The organism is Streptomyces sp. NPDC058335 (assembly GCF_042723915.1).
GTDB lineage: Bacteria > Actinomycetota > Actinomycetes > Streptomycetales > Streptomycetaceae > Streptomyces.
Genome location: NZ_JBHXHX010000002.1, coordinates 490,157 through 510,558, shown reverse-complemented (window position 1 = coordinate 510,558; position 20,402 = coordinate 490,157). Strand labels below are relative to the sequence as shown.

Sequence of the window (20,402 nt, the reverse complement as noted above, 5' to 3'; positions counted from 1 at the left end):
GGCGCGCTGCCGGACCGGAGCGACGACGGAGGCCCGCCGCGCCCCCGTGCCTGGATCGGTGGCCCTACGGCCGTCTGCGTCCGGCCTGGTCGCGTCCGCCCGCTTCCCTGGGTGGGGCGGACGGACCGCGTCGGCGCTCCGCCGAACGGGAGGGCCGGCGGAGGCCGGAGCGGTCGCGAGGGCGGCCCGAGCGAAGCCGCCGCAGGACCGGACCGGGCGCAAGGCCGATCCCGAGCCGAGGCAGCCGCAGGACAGGGGCGGCCCAAGGCCCATGCCGAGCCGCCGCAGGACAGATGCGTGCCCGAGGCTGGGCGGAGCCGGCGACTCCCGTTTCTGTGCGGCGGCCGCCTCAGTTGGCGGCTTCCGGCCTCCGCGAGTTCTCCAAGCCCTCGTGTCCGCCAGGCCCCGAGGAGCCGCCCCCTACTCCCCCACTCCCTCCGCCGCCCGGATCGCGTCTCGGTAGGTGCGGGCCGCTGCCCGTAGGGCCGCCTCCGGGTCGACGCCTTCCGCTTCCGCTCGGGCCGCCAGGGCCAGCAGGTCGTAGCCGAGGCCTTCCGATGTCGGGAGCGGTACGTCCAGGTGGGCCGAGCGGACTCTGGAGGCGAGTTTCGCGGCCAGTGCGAGGCCCGGCTGGTGGAGGGGGATGCCGTCGGTGACCGACTCGCGGCGCTTCTCGACCGCCTTCGTGCGCAGCCAGTGCTCCTTGACCTCCTCGGGGGTCGTCGCGGTGGCGTCGCCGAAGACGTGCGGGTGGCGGTGGATGAGCTTGGCGACGATCGTGCCGGCCACGTCGTCGACGGAGAACGGGGCCTCCTCGTCCTCCTCGGCGATACGGGCGTGGAAGACGACCTGGAGGAGGACGTCGCCCAGCTCCTCGCGCAGCGCGTCGCGGTCGCCGTCCTCGATGGCCTCGACCAGTTCGTACGCCTCCTCGATGCCGTACTTCGCGAGGCCCTTGTGGGTCTGCTGGGAGGACCAGGGGCATTCGGCCCGGATGCGGTCCATGACCTGGACGAGGTCGAGGAGGCGGGCGCCGGGAAGGTCGTAGGAGGCGGGGAGCAGCTCCAGGTCGGGCATGGCCACGCGGCCGGAGCCGGCCAGCCGGGCCAGGCCGTCCGTCAGGGCGGGTTCGCCCTCACCGGTCGCCACGACCACGACCGTGCGGCCGCCGGCGCAGGCGGAGAGCAGCTCCTCGGCCGTCGGGGAGGTCTCCGCCACCTCTATACCGGCCTCCCGCAGATACGGCAGCTGCGGATGGGCGCCGTCCGCGCACAGGACGCGGTCCGCCTCGTGCAGGGCCTGCCAGGCGGGCCAGGACAGCAGGCCGGGGGCGATCCGGTGGCTGGTGGTGAGCAGGACGACACGGCCGGGGTTGGAGCCGCCTTCGGGACTCGTTGCGTTCACTCTCCGAACGTAACCCACCCCGCCGACAGCCCCCGAAGTCATCCACGGGCCGGCCGGGACCGGCGTACCGTCAGGCGGTCTGCGGCGGCTGGGACGGCGTCGTCACGTCGCGGACCCAGGGGGTCTTCGCGTCGACGCGGCTGACCTTCTGTACGTCCCAGTCGCCGTAGCGCGGGTTGAGGTCGACGTCGAGGTCCTTGGACGCCTTCGACAGGGCGTTCCAGAACTCGGGCCGGCTGGTGTCGGTGCCGAGCCGCGCGGCGAGTTTCTGGGCCTCCAGCTGGAGGCGGAGGTTCTCGTCGAGGCGCTGCGGCGGGATGCCGTACTGCTGGAGCCAGGTGGTCTCCAGGCCCTTCGCGCCGCCCGCCTGCTGTTCCAGGCCGGCCCGCATCGCCTGGACCTCCTTGCGGCTGACGGTGATGCCCGCGTCCTCGGCGGCGCGGTGCAGGACCCGGTCGAGGACCATGCCGTGCAGCGTGTCGCGGGTGAGGGTGCCGGTGCGGGCGATGGCCTGGGCGTACTGGGTGTCGTCGGGGACGGAGGCGCGCTGGGCCTCGCGTACCTCGTTCACCCGGCCCTCCAGCTGCGAGACGGTGATCCGCTGGCCGCCGACGACGGCCGCCGCTCCGGGGTGGGCCTCGTTGCCACAGGCCGTGAGGAGGGGGCCCGCCGCGACGATCGCGGCGGACAGCAGGAGCGCGGTGCGACGGCGGCGGTGCAAGGAAGCCTCCCGAGGAGATTGTGCGGCGGTGCACAAGGTCTTGCGGTGATCGATGGTAGGCAGTGGTGCGGCTGGGGCCAACCCATTGGACCAACGATTCACCAGGACTTCCGGCACCGCCGCGCCCGCACCGGTACGTGGGTCAGCCCACGAGGGCGACCGGGGCGTCCCAGGCGTTGCGGTCCACGGTGATCGTGTAACCGCCGCGGGTCTCCTTGCTGTTGACCATGTACTGGTGGCCACGGCTGTGGTCGGTGTACTGCGTGGCGCCCCACGGCCAGTCCGCGGTGGTGGTGTTCTGCTTGTCCCACAGCGCGTACCAGAGGTTGCCCGGCAGGTCCGTCCTGTTCGTCGCGGTGGCGACGGCCTTGGCGCTGGAGCTGCTGAAGCCGTAGTAGCCGGCCCGGTAGGTCTTGGCGCGCAGGGTCTTGGTGAAGGAGCGGACGTACGTCAGCACGGCGTCGTTGCACGCCTTGTTCGTGATGTCGTACGGCTCCATGTCCAGGTAGACCGGGCTGCCGGCCTTCATGCCGAGCGCGGCGGCCTTGGCGACGGCGTCGTTGGCATTGCTCACGCCGAGGGAGGCCGCTGTGGCGGCGGTGAACCTCTCCGGGTTGCCGCTCGTCTGGCAGGGCGGCTGGGCTCCGACGTAGAGCGGGATGAGCTTCCAGCCGACGGCGTTGACCGACTTCACCCAGGACGCGGTGAGGTTGGGCTGGGCGCAGCCGCGGTTCCTGCCGCCGATGTAGACGGCGGCGGCGCCGTAGAACCCGTTGGTCTTCCAGGCCTTCATCGCGGCCAGGGAGGGCGCCGTGCAGGTGTCGAAGGCCCGGCCGGTGTAGGTCTTCTGGGCGGGCCAGGTGGTGGCCGCCATCGAGTTCTGCGCGGCGATCCCGGCACCGGCGAGGACGGCGGCGCCGGCCACTCCCCAGGTGATGTATCTGCGCTTTCTGGACTGCCGGTGCTCGGCCATCCCCACCCCATCGGTCGTCTGCGCGCGTACGGCCGGATCCCGGCGTACGGCGTGTGTCTGCGTGTGATGCCCCCTGAATCGAACGCACCGTACCGCGCGCGGGTCTGCGGTCGGGAAACACAGGCCCCTCGCAGCGCCAGGATTCGCTCATGTCACAGTAAAGACAGGGAGGTCCGGGCGGGCCCGGCCGTGGCCTAACCTTGCTCCCTGGCTACTTGGGGGGCGACATGACGACGGTGATGACGGGTGCGGACAAGCGGCTCGAGGCGGGCTGGTTCCAGCGCATCGGCTGGGTGGCCCTGGCGTGGTTCTCCTTCGGCCTGCTGGCGTGGGTGCCGTTCCTCTATGTGGCGATCCGCCGAGGACGGTCCTCGGACTGGGTCGCCTTCGGCGCGTTCGCCCTGTACGAGTGCGTGACCGTGCCGTGGATGGCGACGGACGACAGCTCGGACGGGGACGGGTTCATGGGTCTCGCCATCCTGGTGACGCTGGCGACGGCGGCCTGCATGCTGCTGTGGGCCATGTTCGACAAGCGGATCCCGACGATGCCGGCGATGGCGTACGGGGCGCCCGGCCCGCAGGGGCACTACCAGCAGGGGTACCCGTACGGACGGTAGCCGCCGATGTCGCCGACGTCGCCGGCACTCAGGCGGGCGGCGCCGGTCGGAGCGGGTGCCGCAGCCACACGTTGGGCTCGACGTACACCGCACAGTCGCGCTCCGGCTCGCAGCGCACCGGCACCAGCGCACCGGGCACCTCGACGTCACCCCGCGTGTCGAAGGGAAGCCCCGTCCAGCGGCGCCACTCCGCGAGCGATCCGGCCACCGTCATCGACGCCGGCGCCACCCGCTCGATGCTCGCCCCGGCCCGGACGTGCACCCGCAGCCACGGGTCGTACGGCAGCCCGTCGTCCCGCACCCGGTGCGCGTACTCGTCGATGGGGGTGTGCGGTTCGAGGTGTTTGGCGTTCGGGCGGACCGGGGCGACGACCTCGGTGAAGCCCTTCGCTCGGGCGCTGTCCCGCATCGCGGCGAGCATCCGCCCGGACAGGCCGAGGCCCTGGGCGTGCGGGGCGACCACGATCGAGATCGCGCTGACCGTGTCGGGCCGTACCCCGCGCCGCAGGTCGGAGAACGCCCACAGCAGCACCTGGTCCCAGCCGCGGGCGGGCAGCTCGCCCCGGCCCTCGGCACGCAGGGCGAACGGCACGCTGTAGGCGTGCGCGAGGACCTCACCGCGCTCGTCCTCGGCGAACAGCACGTACTCCGGCAGTTCGGTGGGGATCCGCCCGTAGTGGGCGTTGCCCACCGGATCCTGCGTGGCGAACACCGGCCAGCTGTCGGGCATGTCGAGCACCGGCCCCAGCATCTCGGGCCGGTCGGCGAGGGAGGCGACCTTCAGTTCCATGGGGGCACGGTAAGCGGCGGGGAGGCGGCGGGGGAACGGGATTTCACGTGGCCGTGAGCCGGTTGCCGCGCCGTTGATCGACTGGGCGGCTGAGCGACCGAGCCGCGCGCTCAGTTCGCGTGGAAACGTTCCGGCGCCCTCGTCGGGTTGCCGCCCGTGGGGAGTTTCTGGTCGGGGCAGCCCGAGAGGACCTTCTCCATGGCGGCCTTCTCGGCGGCGGTGACCCACAGTTCGTACTTCTTCTTCACCGCGACCTGCGCCGCCACGTACGGGCACCGGTAGGCCTTGTTGGGCGGCAGCCAGGTCGCCGTGTCGCCGTCCCCCTTGGAACGGTTGGTGCTCGCGTCCACGGCCAGCAGGTTGAGGGGGTCGTTGGCGAGGGCGATGCGCTTGCTCGCGTCCCAGTACTTGGCGCCCTTCTGCCAGGCGTCGGACAGCGCGACGACATGGTCTATGTCGACCTGGCTGCTGCCGCGCCGGTAGGTCACGTCCTTGCCGGAGTAGGGGTCCGACTCCAGCACGCCGTAGGACACCTTGCAGGTGCCGTCGGTGAACCGGACGCTCTCCAGGTCCCGTTTGAGTATGTCGTCGCGGGTTCCGCAGTCGTTGGAGTCGGTGTCGGCCCAGGCGCTGCCGAACCTGTCCCGGTCGTAACCGGTGCGCGGCGCCCGCCCCTTGACGGTGAGGGACTCGGCGGCCGTGAGGGCCGCTCCCCCGGCCCCGGTCCGGCCGGGTCCGGCTGAGCCGGTGCCGGTGACCTGGTCGGTGCAGCCGGTCATGGCGCAGACCAGTACGACGGCGGTCGCCGCCCCGCCCCTCAGACGCTTCACGCGCCCCTCCCCTGCTCGGCCGCTGCCACCCCGCACAGGGCGTTTTCCCCGGCCGGGCTCGCGTACACGGTAGGCGAGGGGCGCGCGGCAGCAGTACGGGAGGTCCAGACCTCCGCGGCCACAAGTGGGCACACGGCGCAAGCCGGGCATACCGTTGGAGGGAGTCACCTCCGGAGGGAGTTGCGCATGGGCATCTTCGACAGGTTCAAGAGCCAGGGGCGGGACAAGGCCAAGGGCATGTCCGACACCGCCGAGAAGAAGGCCAACGAGAAGACCGGCAACAAGTACGAGTCCCAGGTCGACTCCGGGCAGCAGCAGCTGCACCGGCGGATGGGCATGGACGAGGAACGGCCGCCCGAGCAGCCGTAGCCCGAGCAGCCGGAGCCACCCGGGCCGTCCGCGGAGCCGAGCCTCCGGCGGACGGCCTCGTCGTGTCCGATGACCTACGAGACGGCCTACGGCACCTGCCGGCTACCCCAGCACCGTCACCAGGAACTCGCCCACCCAGCCCAGCAGTTCGCGCCCGACCACCGGCTTGCCGCCCATCTTCGCGGGCTTCGGGCGGGGTACGAGGAGCTGGTGCGCGGACGGCTTGATGACCGACCCCGGATACACCCGCTTGAGCCGCAGCTCCTGCGACTCCCGCAACTCCACCGGCGCGAACCGGATGTTGTTGCCCTGGAGCACGATCTCCCCGACGCCGCACGCCCGCGCGAGCATCCGCAGCCCGGCCACCAGCAGCAGGTTCTCCACCGGCTCGGGCAACTTGCCGTAGCGGTCGACGAGTTCCTCGCGTACGGCCTTGACATCGTCCTCGGAGTTGGCCGAGGCGATGGCCCGGTAGGCCTGGAGGCGCAGCCGCTCGCCGGGGGCGTAGTCGTGCGGGACGTGCGCGTCGACGGGCAGCTCGATCTTGACCTCGAGGGGGGCCTCCTCCTCGATCTCGCCGGTCTCCAGCTGGCGCCGGTAGTCCGCGACGGCCTCGCCGACCATGCGGACGTACAGGTCGAAGCCGACGCCCGCGATGTGGCCGGACTGTTCGCCGCCGAGGAGGTTGCCCGCGCCGCGGATCTCCAGGTCCTTCATCGCGACGTACATGCCCGCGCCCATCTCGGTGTGCTGGGCGATGGTCGCGAGTCGCTCGTGGGCCGTCTCCGTGAGCGGCTTCTCCGGCGGGTACAGGAAGTAGGCGTAACCGCGTTCGCGCCCACGGCCCACCCGGCCGCGCAGCTGGTGGAGCTGGGACAGGCCGAAGTTGTCGCCGCGTTCGACGATCAGGGTGTTGGCGTTGGAGATGTCGATGCCGGACTCGACGATCGTCGTCGAGACGAGCACGTCGAACCGCTTCTCCCAGAAGTCGACGACGACCTGCTCCAGCGCGGCCTCCGACATCTGGCCGTGCGCGGTCGCGATCCGCGCCTCGGGCACGATCTCGCGCAGCCTCGCCGCCGCCCGGTCGATCGACTCCACCCGGTTGTGGATGTAGAAGACCTGGCCCTCGCGCAGCAGTTCACGGCGGACGGCCGCGCCGATCTGCCTCTCCTCGTACGGCCCGACGAAGGTGAGCACCGGGTGGCGCTCCTCCGGGGGCGTGGTGATCGTCGACATCTCGCGGATGCCCGTCACCGCCATCTCCAGGGTGCGCGGGATGGGCGTGGCCGACATCGTCAGCACGTCGACGTTGGCCCGCAGCTTCTTCAGCTGCTCCTTGTGCTCGACGCCGAAACGCTGCTCCTCGTCGACGATGACCAGGCCCAGGTCCTTGAACTTGGTCTCCGAGGAGAACAGCCGGTGGGTGCCGATGACGACGTCCACGGAGCCCTCGCGCAGGCCCTCCAGGACCGCCTTGGCCTCCGTGTCGGACTGGAAGCGGGACAGCGCCTTCACCTTCACCGGGAACTGCGCGTACCGCTCGCTGAAGGTGCCGAAGTGCTGCTGCACCAGCAGCGTGGTGGGGACCAGGACGGCGACCTGCTTGCCGTCCTGGACGGCCTTGAAGGCGGCACGGACGGCGATCTCCGTCTTGCCGTAGCCGACGTCGCCGCAGATCAGGCGGTCCATGGGGACCGACTTCTCCATGTCGTCCTTGACCTCGGCGATGGTGGTGAGCTGGTCGGGCGTCTCCACGTACGGGAAGGCGTCCTCCAGCTCGCGCTGCCAGGGGGTGTCCGCGCCGAAGGCGTGCCCGGGGGCGGCCATGCGGGCGCTGTACAGCTTGATCAGGTCGGCGGCGATCTCCTTGACGGCCTTCTTCGCGCGCGCCTTCGTCTTCGTCCAGTCGGCGCCGCCCAGCCGGTGCAGGGTGGGTGCCTCGCCGCCGACGTACTTGGTGATCTGCTCCAGCTGGTCGGTGGGGATGTAGAGGCGGTCGCCGGGCTGGCCGCGCTTGGCCGGCGCGTACTCCACGACCAGGTACTCGCGCGTGGCGGCCTGGACCGTGCGCTGCACCATCTCGATGTAACGGCCCACGCCGTGCTGCTCGTGGACGATGTAGTCGCCCGCCTCCAGGGTGAGCGGGTCGATCGTCTTGCGGCGGCGCGCGGGCATCCTGGCGCCGTCCTTGCCGGCCGCCTTCTGGCCGGTCAGATCGGTCTCCGTCAGGACGACGAGGTCGAGCGCCGGGTCGATGAAGCCGTGGTCGATCGAACCGCAGGAGACGTGCACCAGTGAGCGGGTCAGCTCGGTCAGGTCGGTGTCCAGGCGGGCCGGGACACCCTCGTTGCCGAGCACCTCGGCCGTGCGGGCGGCCGTGCCGTGGCCCTCGGTGACGAAGACGACGCGCCGGCCCTCGGCCAGCCAGCCCTTGGTGTCGGCGAGGGCCTTCGCGGTGTCGCCGCGGTACGCCTCAGGGGCGTGCATGCCCAGCTTGAGGGTGTCCGCCTCCAGCTCCAGGTCGGCGGCGAAGGGGGACACCGACCACCACATCATGTCCAGCTCGCGCGCGCGGTCGCGCACGTCGGCGATGGACCACAGGGAGGCCGCGCCGACGTCGATGGGGGCCTCGCCTCCGCCCGCGGTCGCCGCCCAGGACGCCTGGAGGAACTCCTGGCTCGTCGCCACCAGGTCCGAGGCGCGCGTGCGGACCCGCTCCGGGTCGCAGACGACGGCCATCGAACCCTTGGGCAGCACGTCGAGCAGCAGCTCCATGTCGTCGACCAGGACCGGGGCGAGGGACTCCATGCCCTCCACGGCGATGCCCTCCGCGAGCCTGCCGAGCAGATCGCCCAGCTCGGGGTGGAGCTCGGCGAGGGCACGCGCGCGTGCGCGGACGTCGTCGGTGAGGAGCAGCTCGCGGCAGGGGGGTGCCCACAGGCCGTGTTCGGCGACTTCGAGGGAGCGCTGGTCGGCGACCTTGAAGTAACGGATCTCCTCGACGTCGTCGCCCCAGAACTCGACGCGCAGGGGGTGTTCCTCGGTGGGCGGGAACACGTCCAGGATGCCGCCGCGTACGGCGAACTCGCCGCGCTTCTCGACCAGCTCCACGCGTGCGTACGCGGCGGCGGCGAGGGCTTCCACGATCTCGTTCAGATCGGCGGTCTGGCCGCCCCTCAGGGCCACCGGCTCCAGGTCGCCGAGGCCCTTGACCTGCGGCTGGAGCACCGAGCGGACGGGTGCCACGACGACGGAGACCGGGCCGGTCTCGGGGTCGTCGGTGCGGGGGTGGGCCAGGCGGCGCAGAACGGCGAGGCGGCGGCCGACGGTGTCGCTGCGCGGGCTGAGGCGCTCGTGCGGCAGGGTCTCCCAGGCGGGGTACTCCACGACGCCGTCCGGGGGCAGGAGCGTGCGCAGGGCGGCTGCCAGGTCCTCCGCCTCCCGGCCGGTCGCCGTGACCGCGAGGACCGTGCGGGTGGTCTCCCTCGCGAGGGCGGCGATGGTGAAGGGGCGGGCTGCCGGGGGGCCGACGAGGTCGATGTGCATGCGGTGGCCGTCGGCGGCCGCGGGGATGGCTTCCGCGAGGGCGGGGTCCTTGACTACGGCGTCGAGCAGACCGTGCAGGCTCATGGAGGGGGTTTTCCGTCCGGGGGTCCGAGGTGGGTGGTGGTCGGTGTGGGTGGGCGACGCGGTGTGTGGGTGGACAACGCGGTGTGGGTGGACAACGCGAAGGGCCCGACGCGTGTCACGGGCCGGGGGTGTCCAGGGTACGACGGGGCGGGGCGGTCTGCCTGGGGCTGTGGATAACCCGGGGGGGGGTGGCGGGGTCCGGGTTTCCTCGCCCCCGCCGCCCCTTCCCGTCCCAACCCTGGGGGCTGCGCCCCCAGACCCCCGCTGTCGGCGCTCCGCGCCTCGTCCTCAGACGCCGGACGGGCTGGGTGACGCCCCACCCGAGTCGGGTGGGGCATCAGGCATGGGCCGGGGATCTGGGGGCGGGAGGCCGCGAGCCTCGCCCCTGCCCGCCGGCCACGCACGACGAAGCCGGCGCCGAAGAGCCCCCCGTGGCTCCTCGGCGCCGGCTTCCCCGACCGGGAGGTCAGTCCGTCGCGATCGCGTTCAGGACGTTCATCCGGCCCGCCCGGAACGCCGGGATCAGCGCGGCGAACAGACCCACGAAGGCCGAGGCGATGAAGACACCGATGATCGTCGGCCACGGGATGTCCAGGACGGTCAGACCCTCCAGGGCGAGGAGCTGCTGGGCGGTGGCCCCCCAGCCCATGCCGAGGCCGAGGCCGAGCAGGGCGCCGAAGAGGGCGATGACGACCGACTCCAGTCGGATCATGCGCCGCAGCTGCCGGCGCGAGAGGCCGATCGCCCGCATGAGGCCGATCTCCCGGGTGCGCTCGACCACCGACAGGGCCAGGGTGTTCACCACACCGAGGACCGCCACGATGATCGCGAGTGCCAGGAGGCCGTAGATCAGGTTCAGCATCTGGCCGATCTGGTCCTTCAGCGCCTCCTTGTAGTCGGTCTGGTCGCGGACGGAGTACTGCGGGTAGTCGTGCAGCGCGGACTTCAGCGCGGTGTAGGCGGCCTCCTGCTGCCCTTCCTTCGCCGTGGCGAAGACGAGCTGGTCGAGCGGCATCTTCTCGGCCGGCACGTACTTGGCGACGGTCGAGATGGAGGCGTACATGGCGCCCTTGTCGATGACGACCTCGTCGCTGGTGATCGCGCGGACGGTGAGCGCGGCGGCGGTGCCGTCCTTGAAGGCGACCTGGACCTTCGAGCCGATCGTCAGGCCGTGCTCGTCGGCGAAGCCTTCGAAGACGGACATGGAGTCGGGCTTGTAGGCGTCGGCGAGCTTGCCCGCGACCGTCTCGGTGGTGACGTCGGTGGCGTAGGTCGGGTCGGCGGCGTTGACGGTCTCGCCCTTGGACGTCCTGCCGTCCGGGGTGGTCAGGTCGGCGTCGAGGATCTTGTACTCGGTGACCCGTTCCATGCCCGGCGTCGACTTGACGGCCTGCACGGCCTGCGGGGTGATCAGCTGGCCGGTGTCGCTCTGGATGATGAAGTCGGTGCCGACGGTCTTGTCGAGCTGGTCGGTGGCGGAGGCCACCATGGAGGAGCCGACCACCGAGAGGCAGGCGACCAGGGCGAGCCCGATCATGAGGGCGGCGCCGGTGGCGCCGGTGCGGCGCGGGTTGCGCAGGGCGTTGCGCTCCGCCATCCGGCCGACGGGGCCGAAGGCCCGCAGCACGACCGTGCCGAGCACCCGGACCAGGCCGCCGGCGAGCAGCGGGCCGATCACCACGAACCCGATCAGGCTGAGCACGACGCCCAGACCGAGCCAGAGGGAGCCTTCACTGGCCTTGTCGGCGGCGGAGGCGAGGTAGAGGCCGAACACGCCGCCGCCGGTGAGGAGCAGTCCGAGCACGGCCCGTACGACGCCGGCCTTGGCGTCGGCGGGGGCGCCGGCGTCGCGCAGCGCGGCCATCGGGGAGACCTTGCCGGCCCGGCGGGCGGGCAGGTAGGCGGCCAGGACGGTGACGACGACGCCGAGGATCAGGCCGATGACCGGGGTCGTCCAGGCCACTGTGAGGTCGTCCGTGGACAGGTTCATGCCGGTCATGCCCATGAGCTTCATCAGGCCGACGGCGATGCCGACGCCCGCGGCGACGCCGAGGACGGAGCCGACGACGCCGAGCAGCAGGGCCTCGGCCAGGACCGAGCGGTTGACCTGCTTGCGGCTGGAGCCGATGGCCCGCATCAGACCGATCTCACGGGTGCGCTGGGCGACCAGCATGGAGAAGGTGTTGATGATCAGGAAGATGCCGACGAGGAAGGCGATCCCGGCGAAGCCGAGCATGGCGTACTTCATCACGTTCAGGAACTCGCCGACGTCCTTCTGGTTGGCGTCGGCGGTCTCCTTGGCGGTCTGCACCTTGTAGTCGCCGCCGAGCGCGGCCGTGACGTTCTGCTTCAACCGGTCGTCGCTCACCCCGGCCGCGGCCGTGACGTTGACGTTGGTGAAGACACCGGATTCGCCGACCAGGATGTCCTGCGCCGTCCTGGTGTCGAGGTAGAAGATCGCCGCGCCGGGGTTGGTGATCTGGAAGGCGGCGACGCCGGAGATCTTCGCGGTGTGCGTGCCGACCGCGCTGATCACGCCTATCTCGTCGCCGACCTTCAGGTCGTGCTTGTCGGCGGTGTCCTCGTCGACCATGATCTGCGCGGAGTTCCGGGGCGCGGCACCTTCGGTGATCTTCATGGTGCGGGCGTCGTTGGCGTTCCAGTTGCCGACGATGGTGGGGCCGCCGCTGGTGGGCGACAGGCTGTCCTTGTCGGCGTCGACGACGGTCACGGAGGTGGAGAAGACGGTCCCCTCCGCCGACTTGACGCCCTGCGCCTGCTGAACCCTGCCCACGACGTCGGCCGGCATGACCGGTGGCTTGCCGTTGCCGGAGGTCGTCTCACCGGTGTCGGAGGCGCCCTTCGCGCTCACCGTCACATCGGAGGAGGTGGCCGCGAACAGCTTGTCGAAGGTGGTGTTCATGGTGTCGGTGAACACCAGCGTCCCGCAGACGAAGGCCACCGACAGCAGGACGGCCACGGCCGACAGGGCCATCCGCCCCTTGTGCGCGAAGAAGTTGCGCATCGAGGTCTTCATGACGGTCATGACGTACGCCCCCGGGCGTCGAAGTCCTTCATGCGGTCCAGGACCTGTTCGGCCGTCGGCTGGTTCATCTCGTCGACGATGCGGCCGTCGGCGAGGTACAGGACGCGGTCGGCGTAGGAGGCGGCGACCGGGTCGTGGGTGACCATGACGATGGTCTGGCCGAGTTCGTCCACGGAGCGGCGCAGGAAGCCCAGGACCTCGGCGCCGGCTCGCGAGTCGAGGTTTCCGGTCGGCTCGTCGCCGAAGATGATCTCGGGGCGGGCGGCGAGGGCGCGGGCCACGGCGACGCGCTGCTGCTGGCCGCCGGAGAGCTGGGTGGGCCGGTGCTTGAGACGGTCGGCCAGCCCGACCGTCTCGACGACCTGCTGCAGCCAGGCCTTGTCCGGCTTGCGGCCGGCGATGTCCATCGGCAGCGTGATGTTCTCCAGCGCGTTGAGCGTCGGCAGCAGGTTGAACGCCTGGAAGATGAACCCGATCCGGTCCCGGCGCAGTTGCGTCAGCTTCTTGTCCTTGAGCCCGGTGATCTCGGTCTCGTCCAGGTAGATCTGCCCGGACGTGACGGTGTCCAGGCCGGCGAGGCAGTGCATCAGGGTGGATTTGCCGGACCCCGAGGGACCCATGATCGCGGTGAAGCGGCCACGGGCGATGTCCACGTCGACGTGGTCGAGGGCGACGACGCGGGTCTCCCCGGACCCGTACGCCTTGACGACCTGCCGCGCCCGAGCGGCAACGGCCGTACGCCCTCCAGTGCCCCCGTGCCTGGGAATGGTCACAGCCGAAGTCACGGTAGATCTCCTATGTCGGAAGTCGGTGGGACGCGCGAGTGGTGCCGCGTCGGTGGTGGTGCGTGGTGTCACGTCTTCGGTGCTACGTCGAAGAGTCTGTCGGCGCGACCGGGTGCGGCGCGCTGGTGCTCGGGCCCGTCTTCGTGGGGGGTTAACCCCACCTCCGGCCGGTGGGGTTGCCCGTCCCAGCGGCGTAAAGCCAGGTTAAGGAGCGACCCGGCCCCATCTCCTCCTCCGGCAGTACGAACCCTCCCCGAGCCGTACTACGGAGGTACCCCTAGGGGCTGTCCACCGGTAGGTGGAGTGCTCCTAGGGGTGATGTCCACCCTCCGGCCCGGTCAGGCTCCACCCTCCCGTCGCGTCAGGGTCAAGTGGGAAGCTGTCCGCGGCGATAGGTGCAAGGGGCACGGGACACGGGACGGACAGGGGTGGGGCATCGCATGGGCGACATCAGACCCGCGACACGGGAAGCCGCCGGGCAGGGCACGGCCACCTGGAAGCGGGGAGCGGTCGTCGCCGCGCTGATGCTGTCCATGGCGCTGGCCGCGCTCGACTCCACCATCGTCTCCACCGCCGTACCGCAGATCGTCGGCGACCTCGGCGGGTTCTCCGTCTTCTCCTGGCTGTTCTCCGGCTATCTGCTCGCCGTCACGGTCACCCTGCCCGTCTACGGCAAGCTCTCCGACACCTTCGGCCGCAAGCCCGTGCTGGTGGCCGGCGCGATCCTCTTCCTGCTCGGCTCGCTGCTGTGCGCGCTCGCCTGGAACATGGGCGCGCTGATCGCGTTCCGCGTCGTGCAGGGCCTGGGTGGCGGCGCCTTGCAGGGCACCGTGCAGACCCTCGCCGCCGACCTCTACCCGCTGAAGGAACGCCCGAAGATCCAGTCCAAGCTGTCCACGGTGTGGGCGGTGTCCGCGGTCGCGGGACCGGGTCTGGGCGGGCTGCTGGCGGCGTACGCCGACTGGCGGTGGATCTTCCTCGTCAACCTGCCCATCGGCGTGGTGGCGTTGTGGCTGATCGTGCGTCACCTGCACGAACCGCAGCGGGAGTCGCGGGCACGCGCGCGGGTCGACTGGGCGGGCGCGCTGGCGGTGTTCGCGACCGGCGGGGTGCTGCTGACCGCGCTGGTGCAGGGCGGGGTGGCCTGGCCGTGGCTGTCGGCGCCGTCGCTCGCCCTGTTCGCCGGGGGCCTGGCCCTGGCCTGCCTCGTCGTGGTCATCGAGCGCCGGGCCGCCGAGCCGATCATCCCGGGCTGGGTGTGGCGCCGCCGTACGATCGCCGCGGTCAACCTCACGCTGGGCGCGCTGGGCCTGCTGATGGTGGCGCCCACGGTGTTCCTGCCGACGTACGCCCAGGCGGTGCTGGACCTGGATCCGGTGACCGCCGGGTTCGTGCTGTCGGTGTGGACGCTGAGCTGGCCGCTCTCGGCGGCCCTCAGCCAGCACGTGTACCGGCGCATCGGCTTCCGCGACACCGCCCTCTTCGGCATCGGCGCGGCGACGCTGGTCCTGCTCGCGTTCCCCTTCCTGCCGTATCCGGGCGCGGCCTGGCAGCCGACGCTGCTGATGCTGCTGCTCGGCGCGGCACTCGGACTGTTCCAGCTGCCGCTGATCGTCGGTGTGCAGTCGACGGTCGGCTGGTCGGAGCGGGGCACCACCACGGCGTCGGTCCTCTTCTGCCGCCAGAGCGGGCAGACGATCGGGGCGGCCCTCTTCGGCGCGGTCGCCAACGGGGTACTGGCGGCGCGGCTGGGCGGCACGGGCGACCTTGACTCCGTCGCCCGCGACCTGGACGCGGGCGCCCCGGCCGAGGCGACCCGCCACGCGGTCGCGGACGCCGTGCACGCCGTGTACCTGGGCGCGGCCGGAGCCGCCGCGCTCGCCTTCCTGGTACTGCTGTGCGTGGCGCCACGCCGCTTCCCGGTCCTGAGCGAACCGGACCACTGACCCGCACCGACTCAGCCCTCCCCGGCGCCGGGCGACCGACCCGCCGTCAACTGCGGTCAACCGCAGCTGAGCGAGTCGGGCGACCGCCCGCACGACTCACCGCTCCCCCGGCACCTGCACCTGCACCGGACGCCGGACGACCGACCCCCACCGACTCCGATGCCGGGAGCCTGGCGACCGGCCCTCCGTCACCTCCGACCACCCGGCACCCGCCACCGGGCGACCGACCCTCCCCCGGCACCGCTCGCCCGCACCCGACAGCCACGCGCCCGGCCGGATCCTGGCGGGGGCCGTGCGCAGGGGCGACTGACAGCAGGAGACGGGCGCCTATTCCACCGCGCGCCCCGTCAGCGCGCTCAGACTGCTGCGTACGTGATCGATGTGCGCCTGCACGTCGTCCCACCGCTCGCCGTGCTCGCGCAGCATGCGTTCCGTCTCGCGCGCGATGTGTTCCGCACGCATGCGTGCCTCCGTGAGGATTTCGGCGGCATGCGCGTGTGCCTCCTCCTGACGCCGGCGGGCGGACTCCTCGGCGTCGGCGAGGGCCTGCTTCGCCTCGGACAACGCCGCCTCGGCGCGCGCCACCTGCCGCGCGTGGTGCGCGTCGAGCGCGGCGGCCCGTTCGGCCTCCTCGCGCTCGGCGGCGGCCCACCGCTGCGCCTGGTCCTTCTCCCGGTCGGCGAGCAGGGCCGCCGTACGCCGGCGCATCTCGCGCAGGGCCTCCAGGGCCTCGCCCCGGTTCTCCTTCACCTCGCGCCGGGCGCCGATGCGGATCTCGTCGGCCTCGGCGCGCGCCGCGAGCAGCCTGTGCCGGGCCCGTTCCTCGGCCTCCGCGCGCATCTCGTCCGCCCGCTCCCGCGCCGCCGCAAGCACCCCGGCGGCATCCGCCTCGGCCTGCGCGACCTGCTCCTGAGCCGCGCGCCGGGCGCCTTCCCGTACGGCCGCCGCCTCCTCCTGCCCGAGCTGGAAGAGGCGCCTCGCACGCTCCCCGAGGCCGTCGTACGTCTGCGGTACCAGCCGGCTCACGGTGTCCCGCAGCCGTACGGCCTCCGCCGCCATGTTCTTGGCGAGCACGGTCAGCCGGGCGGCCCGCTCCCAGGCGGCGTCCCGGTCGGCCGAGAGCGCGGCGGCGTACGCATCGACCTGTTCGGGCCGGTAACCGCGCCCGCGCACGGTCATGAAACCGGGTGGTGCCATCGAAGCGCTGATCACTTGGGACCCCTCTCCACCAGACGGACGCGGAATGGATTATTTCGCGCATATCCTGATGTATCAGGCGTAAGTGTTCATAACGCGACACTCCGCGAGCAGGTCACGGTCGGCCATGCATGCGAGAGGGCCGGACCCGGTCACACGACCGGTCCGGCCCTCACCCACGAACGGGTCAGCGGGACGCACGCCTCACAGCAACCCGTCCCACATCTCCTCCAGCAGCACCGACCACCAGCTCTCCGGCGAACCCAGCGCCGCCGGGTCCAGCGCCGCCAACTGCGCCTGGAAGTCGACGGTCCAGCGGCCCGCCTGCTCCTGGTTCAGACCGAACCGCAGCCGCCACATCCGTCCCAGCAGCGCGAGGCAGCGCGCGAACTCCGGCAGCCCGCTGTTCACGAACTGCGGCGGCACGGGCGCCCCGCCCGGCCCCGCCTCCACCGGCACGGCGACGATGTTCGCCGTGCCGTACTGCACACAGATCGCCTTGCCGAAGTCGCTGCCCATCACGAGGTACGAGCCCGCGTCCGCCGCCGGCTGCACACCCCGCTCCGCCGCCAGCTCCGCCAGCGTCGGCACGGGCCGCCCCGGCTGGGCCTGCGCCCAGAAGAACGGACCCAGATCCATCGGCAGACCCGCCACCACCAGCGTGTGCGCCACGACCGGCGGCACACCCTGCCGGGACACGGCCGCCTGCTCGAACCGGAACACCCCCGGCCCGAACGCCGCGCCCATCTCCTGCGCGATCGCCTCAGGCGGGATCGGCGGCGCCGGCTGCACCGGCGGCAACGGCGCCCGCACCGGGGCGGGACGAGCGGGACCGTCGGCGACCTGATGCAACTCGCCCTGATGAGCCAGCAGTTGACGCATCCCCTGCTGCCGGCTCGCATGGTCCGTGCCGTACGGCGCGATGCTCGTGATCCGCGCCTGCGGCCACTGCTCGCGGATCATCCGCGCACAGTAGGCCCCCGGCAGCTCGCACGACTCCAGCTCCGTGTGCAGCTCCAGCACCTGGTCCGGCGGCACGTTCATCGCCCGCAGCTCATGGAAGATCTGCCACTCCGGATGCGGCGTACCCGGCGCCGAACGCCGGATCAGCTGCTGCTCCGACCCGTCGTGCGCCCGGTACCGCAGCACGGCCTGGTAACCCGGCCCGACGGTCGGCTGCCCCTGCTGGGGATAGCCGTACGCCGGAGGCTGCCCCGGCCCGGCCATACCCGGCGGCGGCATGGCACCGGGCGGCATCCCACCGGGTGGCGGCATCGCGCCCGGCGGCATCGGCGGCTGCGGTGCGTGCGGCGTGTGCGGGGCGTTCGGCGTGTGCGGGGCGTTCGGTGGCGGCGGCGTGCCGGGGCCGCCCGGCCCGGCCAGCATCGTCGCGGCATGGTGCGCGGCACCCTGCGCCCCTCCGGCCGACCCGTGAGGGCCCGGCGCACCGGGCATACCAGGGGCGGCCGGGGGCTGCGGAGCACCGGGACCACCCGGCGCACCCGGCGGCCGGGGAGCACCAGGAGGCTGCGGCGCACCCGGGCCCATCCGGCTCGGGTCGGCGAACATCGTCGCGGCGTGGTGCACCCCACCCGGAGGCGTACCGCCCGGCTGGTTCGGCGGGGCGGGCGGGTTCGGCCCACCGGGAGCACCAGGAACGCCCGGCGCACCGGGCGCACCCGGCCCGGCCAGCCCCTCGGGACCGAGCGCCGACACCAACTGCGTAGGCACATAACCGCCCGCCGGCGCACCGGGAGCACCCGGACCGGCGGCCGGCGGAGGTGTCGCACCCGGCCGCGCGCCCGGCGCACCCGGCGCGCTCGGCGGAGGCGGCGCCCCACCGACACGCCGACGCGGCGGCGGAGCCGCCTTGCTGGTCGCGGCATCGGCGATGTCCCCGGCGTTCGGCGCGAGCGACCGGGCCGAAGCGCTCGGCGCACCCGGACCGGCCGGCGGCTGCGGAACACCGGGCGGCTGCTGACCGCCGTAGGACGACGCACCCGGCGGAGGCGTGCCCTGCGGCCCGGCCGGCGGCGGTGGCGGAGGGGGCGGAGTCCCCGGCCCACCCGAAACCGGCGCCGGAGGCGGAGGCGGAGGGGTGGGGCTGGGGGGAGGAGTAGGAGTGGGCGCGGGCGTCCCGCCCGGCGCATCCTGCCCGTTCGGATTCTGGAGCGCCGGCGCGACCGTCGTGGACGGAAGCCGGCTGCCGCCCGACATCAGCGCCGTCTTGGCCTCTGGCACCGACGACGGCGGCGGCACGTCCTCGTCGTCCGAGCCGCTCAGCTGCGGCGCGAACACGGTCGCCGGCAGCGGTACGGAACGGTCGTCACCGGAATCGCCATTGGTGTCCGTACCCGCCCAGGGCGTAGCCCCGGCAGGCGGGGCGGACGGCGTCGGCACGCCCGCCTGCGTCCGAGGCAGCGAGGGATCACCCGGTTCCCCGACCGAAGCCGCAGAAGGGGAAGGGGAAGACGACGAACCAGCCGCCTCCCCGATCCCCAGCCGGTCCGCCGCTTCCTGCAGCCACTCCGGCGGCGACAGGAGGAACGACGTCTGATTCAGATCCACCCGCGCCGCAGCCGGCTGCACCGGCTCCGGCTCACCCTCCGGACGGCCGTACTCCTCCTCGTACCGGCGGACCACCTCGCCCACCGGCAGCGCCGGCCACAACGTGACCTCACCACTGTCCCGGGCCAGCACCAACCGCTGACCGCCCCCGTCCGAACGCGGCCCCTCCGCACGGTCCTCGGCCCACACCACGAACCCGAGCCCGAACTCCCGCACCCGCACCTCACGGTGCTGATACGCCGGAACGTCCCCGTTGACCCACTCTTCACCGCGCTCCTGCGCCTGCGCGAACGTCACCATCGCCGGATCACTCCCCCACGCCGACGGACGGAACAGAAGAACCGGAAGCAGCGGGAGCAACCCGCGCGAAACCACCGTCCACCATCAGATTCGCCACCGTCTCCAACTCGGGCGGCCGCCCCGCCAACCGCGACAGGAAGGCATCGAAATCCTCACCGCACGGCAGCAACAACCGCTCCACCCGCTCTGCCGGCGACCACGCCGGATCAACGTCCCGCACATCGTCGTACGCGCAGAACCACACCGAACCGATCCGCTCGCCCTTCACCTTCACGGCCAGCAGACCACCCTGCACGAACCCGACACCCAGGTAATCCTTGGTCAAATGGTCACGCAGGCACTTGTTCACGTACACCAGATCGTTGACCGCCGCCTCGTCCCGCACCGTGAAGAACGGCTGGTCCACCAGCAGCCCCAACTCCGCGTCCAGTGCCGGCCCCACCGGAGCACAGCCACCCGCGGCCTTCAAGAACGTCCGGTACGCACCGGGCAACCGGTACCCGAGGTCCTCCTCGACCCCCTGCACCTGCTGCTCCGACACCGCCACACCCGACTTCGGCAGCCCGAAATGCGCCGGACGCGTCTCCTGCAACGGCCGCGTCCCACGCTTCGCCTGATCCACCACCGCCGTCACGATCCCGCCGTGATGTCGCAGCAACGCCTTCACCTCGACCGGAACCAACTCCAGCCGCCGGGAACCCACCACGTGATGCCACGTCCAGCCATGCGGCGTCGCCACGCTGTCCACCGTGTCCCACAGCTCGTGCCCCGACGCCGACAACGCCGCGTTCGCCGACACGTAGTCCGTCAGCCGCAGCTCATCGACGCCGAAACCCTCCGGCGGCTCCGCGATCTCCGCGGCCGCCCGCGCATAGGCCGAGAAGTCCGGGTAGCCGCGCTCGTCCACCCGCACCCCCCTCGGGTGACGTGCGGCCCGGACCGGATCCGGGAAATGCACGACCTGCCCGGCGTAGGCCGCGTTCGGCGGCGCGGCTTGCTGCCCGAGCCGACCTGTCGTCATGGCGGTTGCCCCCTGCGGCACTCTGGACGGACCCCGGCGGCCGAATCCGCATCCGGACCCGACCACCACACTCCGTATCCGACTGTCTCCAACGGTCTCCAACGCGCGTCAACCGCGCGCCAGGCGGTGCCGACAGCCTATGCGGTACGGCGACACCGGTCACCGGCCCTCCACTTCCGTGACCTGCCGTCACCCCGCCGTG

General features: G+C 72.1%; 14 protein-coding genes. 3 read left to right on the top strand and 11 right to left on the bottom strand.

What is annotated here, in order from left to right; translation table 11 throughout:
• Positions 1-420: 420 nt before the first annotated feature.
• The 3 genes from ACFWJX_RS05385 to ACFWJX_RS05375 all read right to left on the bottom strand — a co-directional run bounded on the left by ACFWJX_RS05385 (position 421) and on the right by ACFWJX_RS05375 (position 3,098).
• Complete coding sequence (locus tag ACFWJX_RS05385; protein WP_383237100.1) at positions 421-1,404, bottom strand: nucleoside triphosphate pyrophosphohydrolase; 984 nt, start codon at positions 1,402-1,404, stop codon at positions 421-423.
• 70 nt (positions 1,405-1,474) lie between these two features.
• A complete protein-coding gene (locus ACFWJX_RS05380; protein WP_383237097.1) occupies positions 1,475-2,125 on the bottom strand; it encodes a SurA N-terminal domain-containing protein in 651 nt (216 codons plus the stop codon).
• 142 nt (positions 2,126-2,267) lie between these two features.
• Positions 2,268-3,098, bottom strand: a complete 831-nt coding sequence (locus ACFWJX_RS05375; protein ID WP_383237094.1) for a glycoside hydrolase domain-containing protein — start codon at positions 3,096-3,098, stop codon at positions 2,268-2,270.
• 227 nt (positions 3,099-3,325) lie between these two features.
• On the opposite strand from ACFWJX_RS05375, the gene ACFWJX_RS05370 reads away from it, so the two are divergent.
• Positions 3,326-3,715, top strand: a complete 390-nt coding sequence (locus tag ACFWJX_RS05370; RefSeq protein WP_383237091.1) for a hypothetical protein — start codon at positions 3,326-3,328, stop codon at positions 3,713-3,715.
• Positions 3,716-3,743: 28 nt separating this feature from the next.
• On the opposite strand, the gene ACFWJX_RS05365 is transcribed toward ACFWJX_RS05370, so the two are convergent.
• Positions 3,744-4,505, bottom strand: coding sequence for an N-acetyltransferase (locus ACFWJX_RS05365; protein WP_383237088.1), 762 nt, complete (start codon positions 4,503-4,505; stop codon positions 3,744-3,746).
• Positions 4,506-4,615: 110 nt separating this feature from the next.
• Positions 4,616-5,284, bottom strand: a complete 669-nt coding sequence (locus ACFWJX_RS05360; RefSeq protein ID WP_383237392.1) for an HNH endonuclease family protein — start codon at positions 5,282-5,284, stop codon at positions 4,616-4,618.
• A gap of 237 nt (positions 5,285-5,521) precedes the next feature.
• Between ACFWJX_RS05360 and ACFWJX_RS05355 the strand changes: the two genes are divergently transcribed.
• A complete protein-coding gene (locus tag ACFWJX_RS05355; protein WP_383237084.1) occupies positions 5,522-5,704 on the top strand; it encodes an antitoxin in 183 nt (60 codons plus the stop codon).
• Between the two features lie 102 nt (positions 5,705-5,806).
• Here ACFWJX_RS05355 and mfd read toward each other — a convergent pair whose 3' ends face one another.
• From mfd to ACFWJX_RS05340, 3 genes are all read right to left on the bottom strand, one after another.
• Complete coding sequence (gene mfd, locus ACFWJX_RS05350; protein ID WP_383237081.1) at positions 5,807-9,337, bottom strand: transcription-repair coupling factor; 3,531 nt, start codon at positions 9,335-9,337, stop codon at positions 5,807-5,809.
• 466 nt (positions 9,338-9,803) lie between these two features.
• Positions 9,804-12,383 (bottom strand): ABC transporter permease, encoded by a 2,580-nt coding sequence (locus ACFWJX_RS05345; RefSeq protein ID WP_383237078.1) that lies wholly within the window; start codon positions 12,381-12,383, stop codon positions 9,804-9,806.
• A complete protein-coding gene (locus ACFWJX_RS05340; RefSeq protein WP_383237075.1) occupies positions 12,380-13,168 on the bottom strand; it encodes an ABC transporter ATP-binding protein in 789 nt (262 codons plus the stop codon). Before ACFWJX_RS05340 ends, ACFWJX_RS05345 begins: the two co-directional genes overlap by 4 nt.
• A gap of 440 nt (positions 13,169-13,608) precedes the next feature.
• Here ACFWJX_RS05340 and ACFWJX_RS05335 point away from each other — a divergent pair, with 440 nt between their 5' ends.
• Positions 13,609-15,114, top strand: a complete 1,506-nt coding sequence (locus tag ACFWJX_RS05335; RefSeq protein WP_383237072.1) for an MFS transporter — start codon at positions 13,609-13,611, stop codon at positions 15,112-15,114.
• A 327-nt stretch (positions 15,115-15,441) separates the two neighbouring features.
• Here the strand turns inward: ACFWJX_RS05335 and ACFWJX_RS05330 are convergent, their stop codons facing one another.
• The 3 genes from ACFWJX_RS05330 to ACFWJX_RS05320 form a co-directional block, all read right to left on the bottom strand.
• Entirely contained in the window at positions 15,442-16,311 is an 870-nt protein-coding gene (locus ACFWJX_RS05330) for a cellulose-binding protein (RefSeq protein ID WP_383237069.1), read from the bottom strand.
• A 204-nt stretch (positions 16,312-16,515) separates the two neighbouring features.
• Complete coding sequence (locus ACFWJX_RS05325) at positions 16,516-19,179, bottom strand: SUKH-4 family immunity protein (protein WP_383237066.1); 2,664 nt, start codon at positions 19,177-19,179, stop codon at positions 16,516-16,518.
• A gap of 7 nt (positions 19,180-19,186) precedes the next feature.
• Positions 19,187-20,200 carry an SMI1/KNR4 family protein gene (locus ACFWJX_RS05320; protein WP_383237064.1) on the bottom strand — a complete coding sequence of 338 codons (1,014 nt, stop codon included), beginning with the start codon at positions 20,198-20,200 and terminating at the stop codon, positions 19,187-19,189.
• Positions 20,201-20,402 lie beyond the last annotated feature (202 nt).

What these genes read in the sequence shown, in the direction of transcription:
- ACFWJX_RS05375 (WP_383237094.1), bottom strand. Translation starts at nt 3,098, where the DNA reads ATGGCCGAGCACCGGCAGTCCAGAAAGCGCAGATACATCACCTGGGGA.
- ACFWJX_RS05320 (WP_383237064.1), bottom strand. Translation starts at nt 20,200, where the DNA reads ATGACGACAGGTCGGCTCGGGCAGCAAGCCGCGCCGCCGAACGCGGCC.
- ACFWJX_RS05330 (WP_383237069.1), bottom strand. Translation starts at nt 16,311, where the DNA reads ATGGCACCACCCGGTTTCATGACCGTGCGCGGGCGCGGTTACCGGCCC.
- mfd (WP_383237081.1), bottom strand. Translation starts at nt 9,337, where the DNA reads ATGAGCCTGCACGGTCTGCTCGACGCCGTAGTCAAGGACCCCGCCCTC.
- ACFWJX_RS05365 (WP_383237088.1), bottom strand. Translation starts at nt 4,505, where the DNA reads ATGGAACTGAAGGTCGCCTCCCTCGCCGACCGGCCCGAGATGCTGGGG.
- ACFWJX_RS05370 (WP_383237091.1), top strand. Translation starts at nt 3,326, where the DNA reads ATGACGACGGTGATGACGGGTGCGGACAAGCGGCTCGAGGCGGGCTGG.
- ACFWJX_RS05360 (WP_383237392.1), bottom strand. Translation starts at nt 5,284, where the DNA reads ATGACCGGCTGCACCGACCAGGTCACCGGCACCGGCTCAGCCGGACCC.
- ACFWJX_RS05355 (WP_383237084.1), top strand. Translation starts at nt 5,522, where the DNA reads ATGGGCATCTTCGACAGGTTCAAGAGCCAGGGGCGGGACAAGGCCAAG.
- ACFWJX_RS05325 (WP_383237066.1), bottom strand. Translation starts at nt 19,179, where the DNA reads ATGGTGACGTTCGCGCAGGCGCAGGAGCGCGGTGAAGAGTGGGTCAAC.
- ACFWJX_RS05335 (WP_383237072.1), top strand. Translation starts at nt 13,609, where the DNA reads ATGGGCGACATCAGACCCGCGACACGGGAAGCCGCCGGGCAGGGCACG.
- ACFWJX_RS05345 (WP_383237078.1), bottom strand. Translation starts at nt 12,383, where the DNA reads ATGACCGTCATGAAGACCTCGATGCGCAACTTCTTCGCGCACAAGGGG.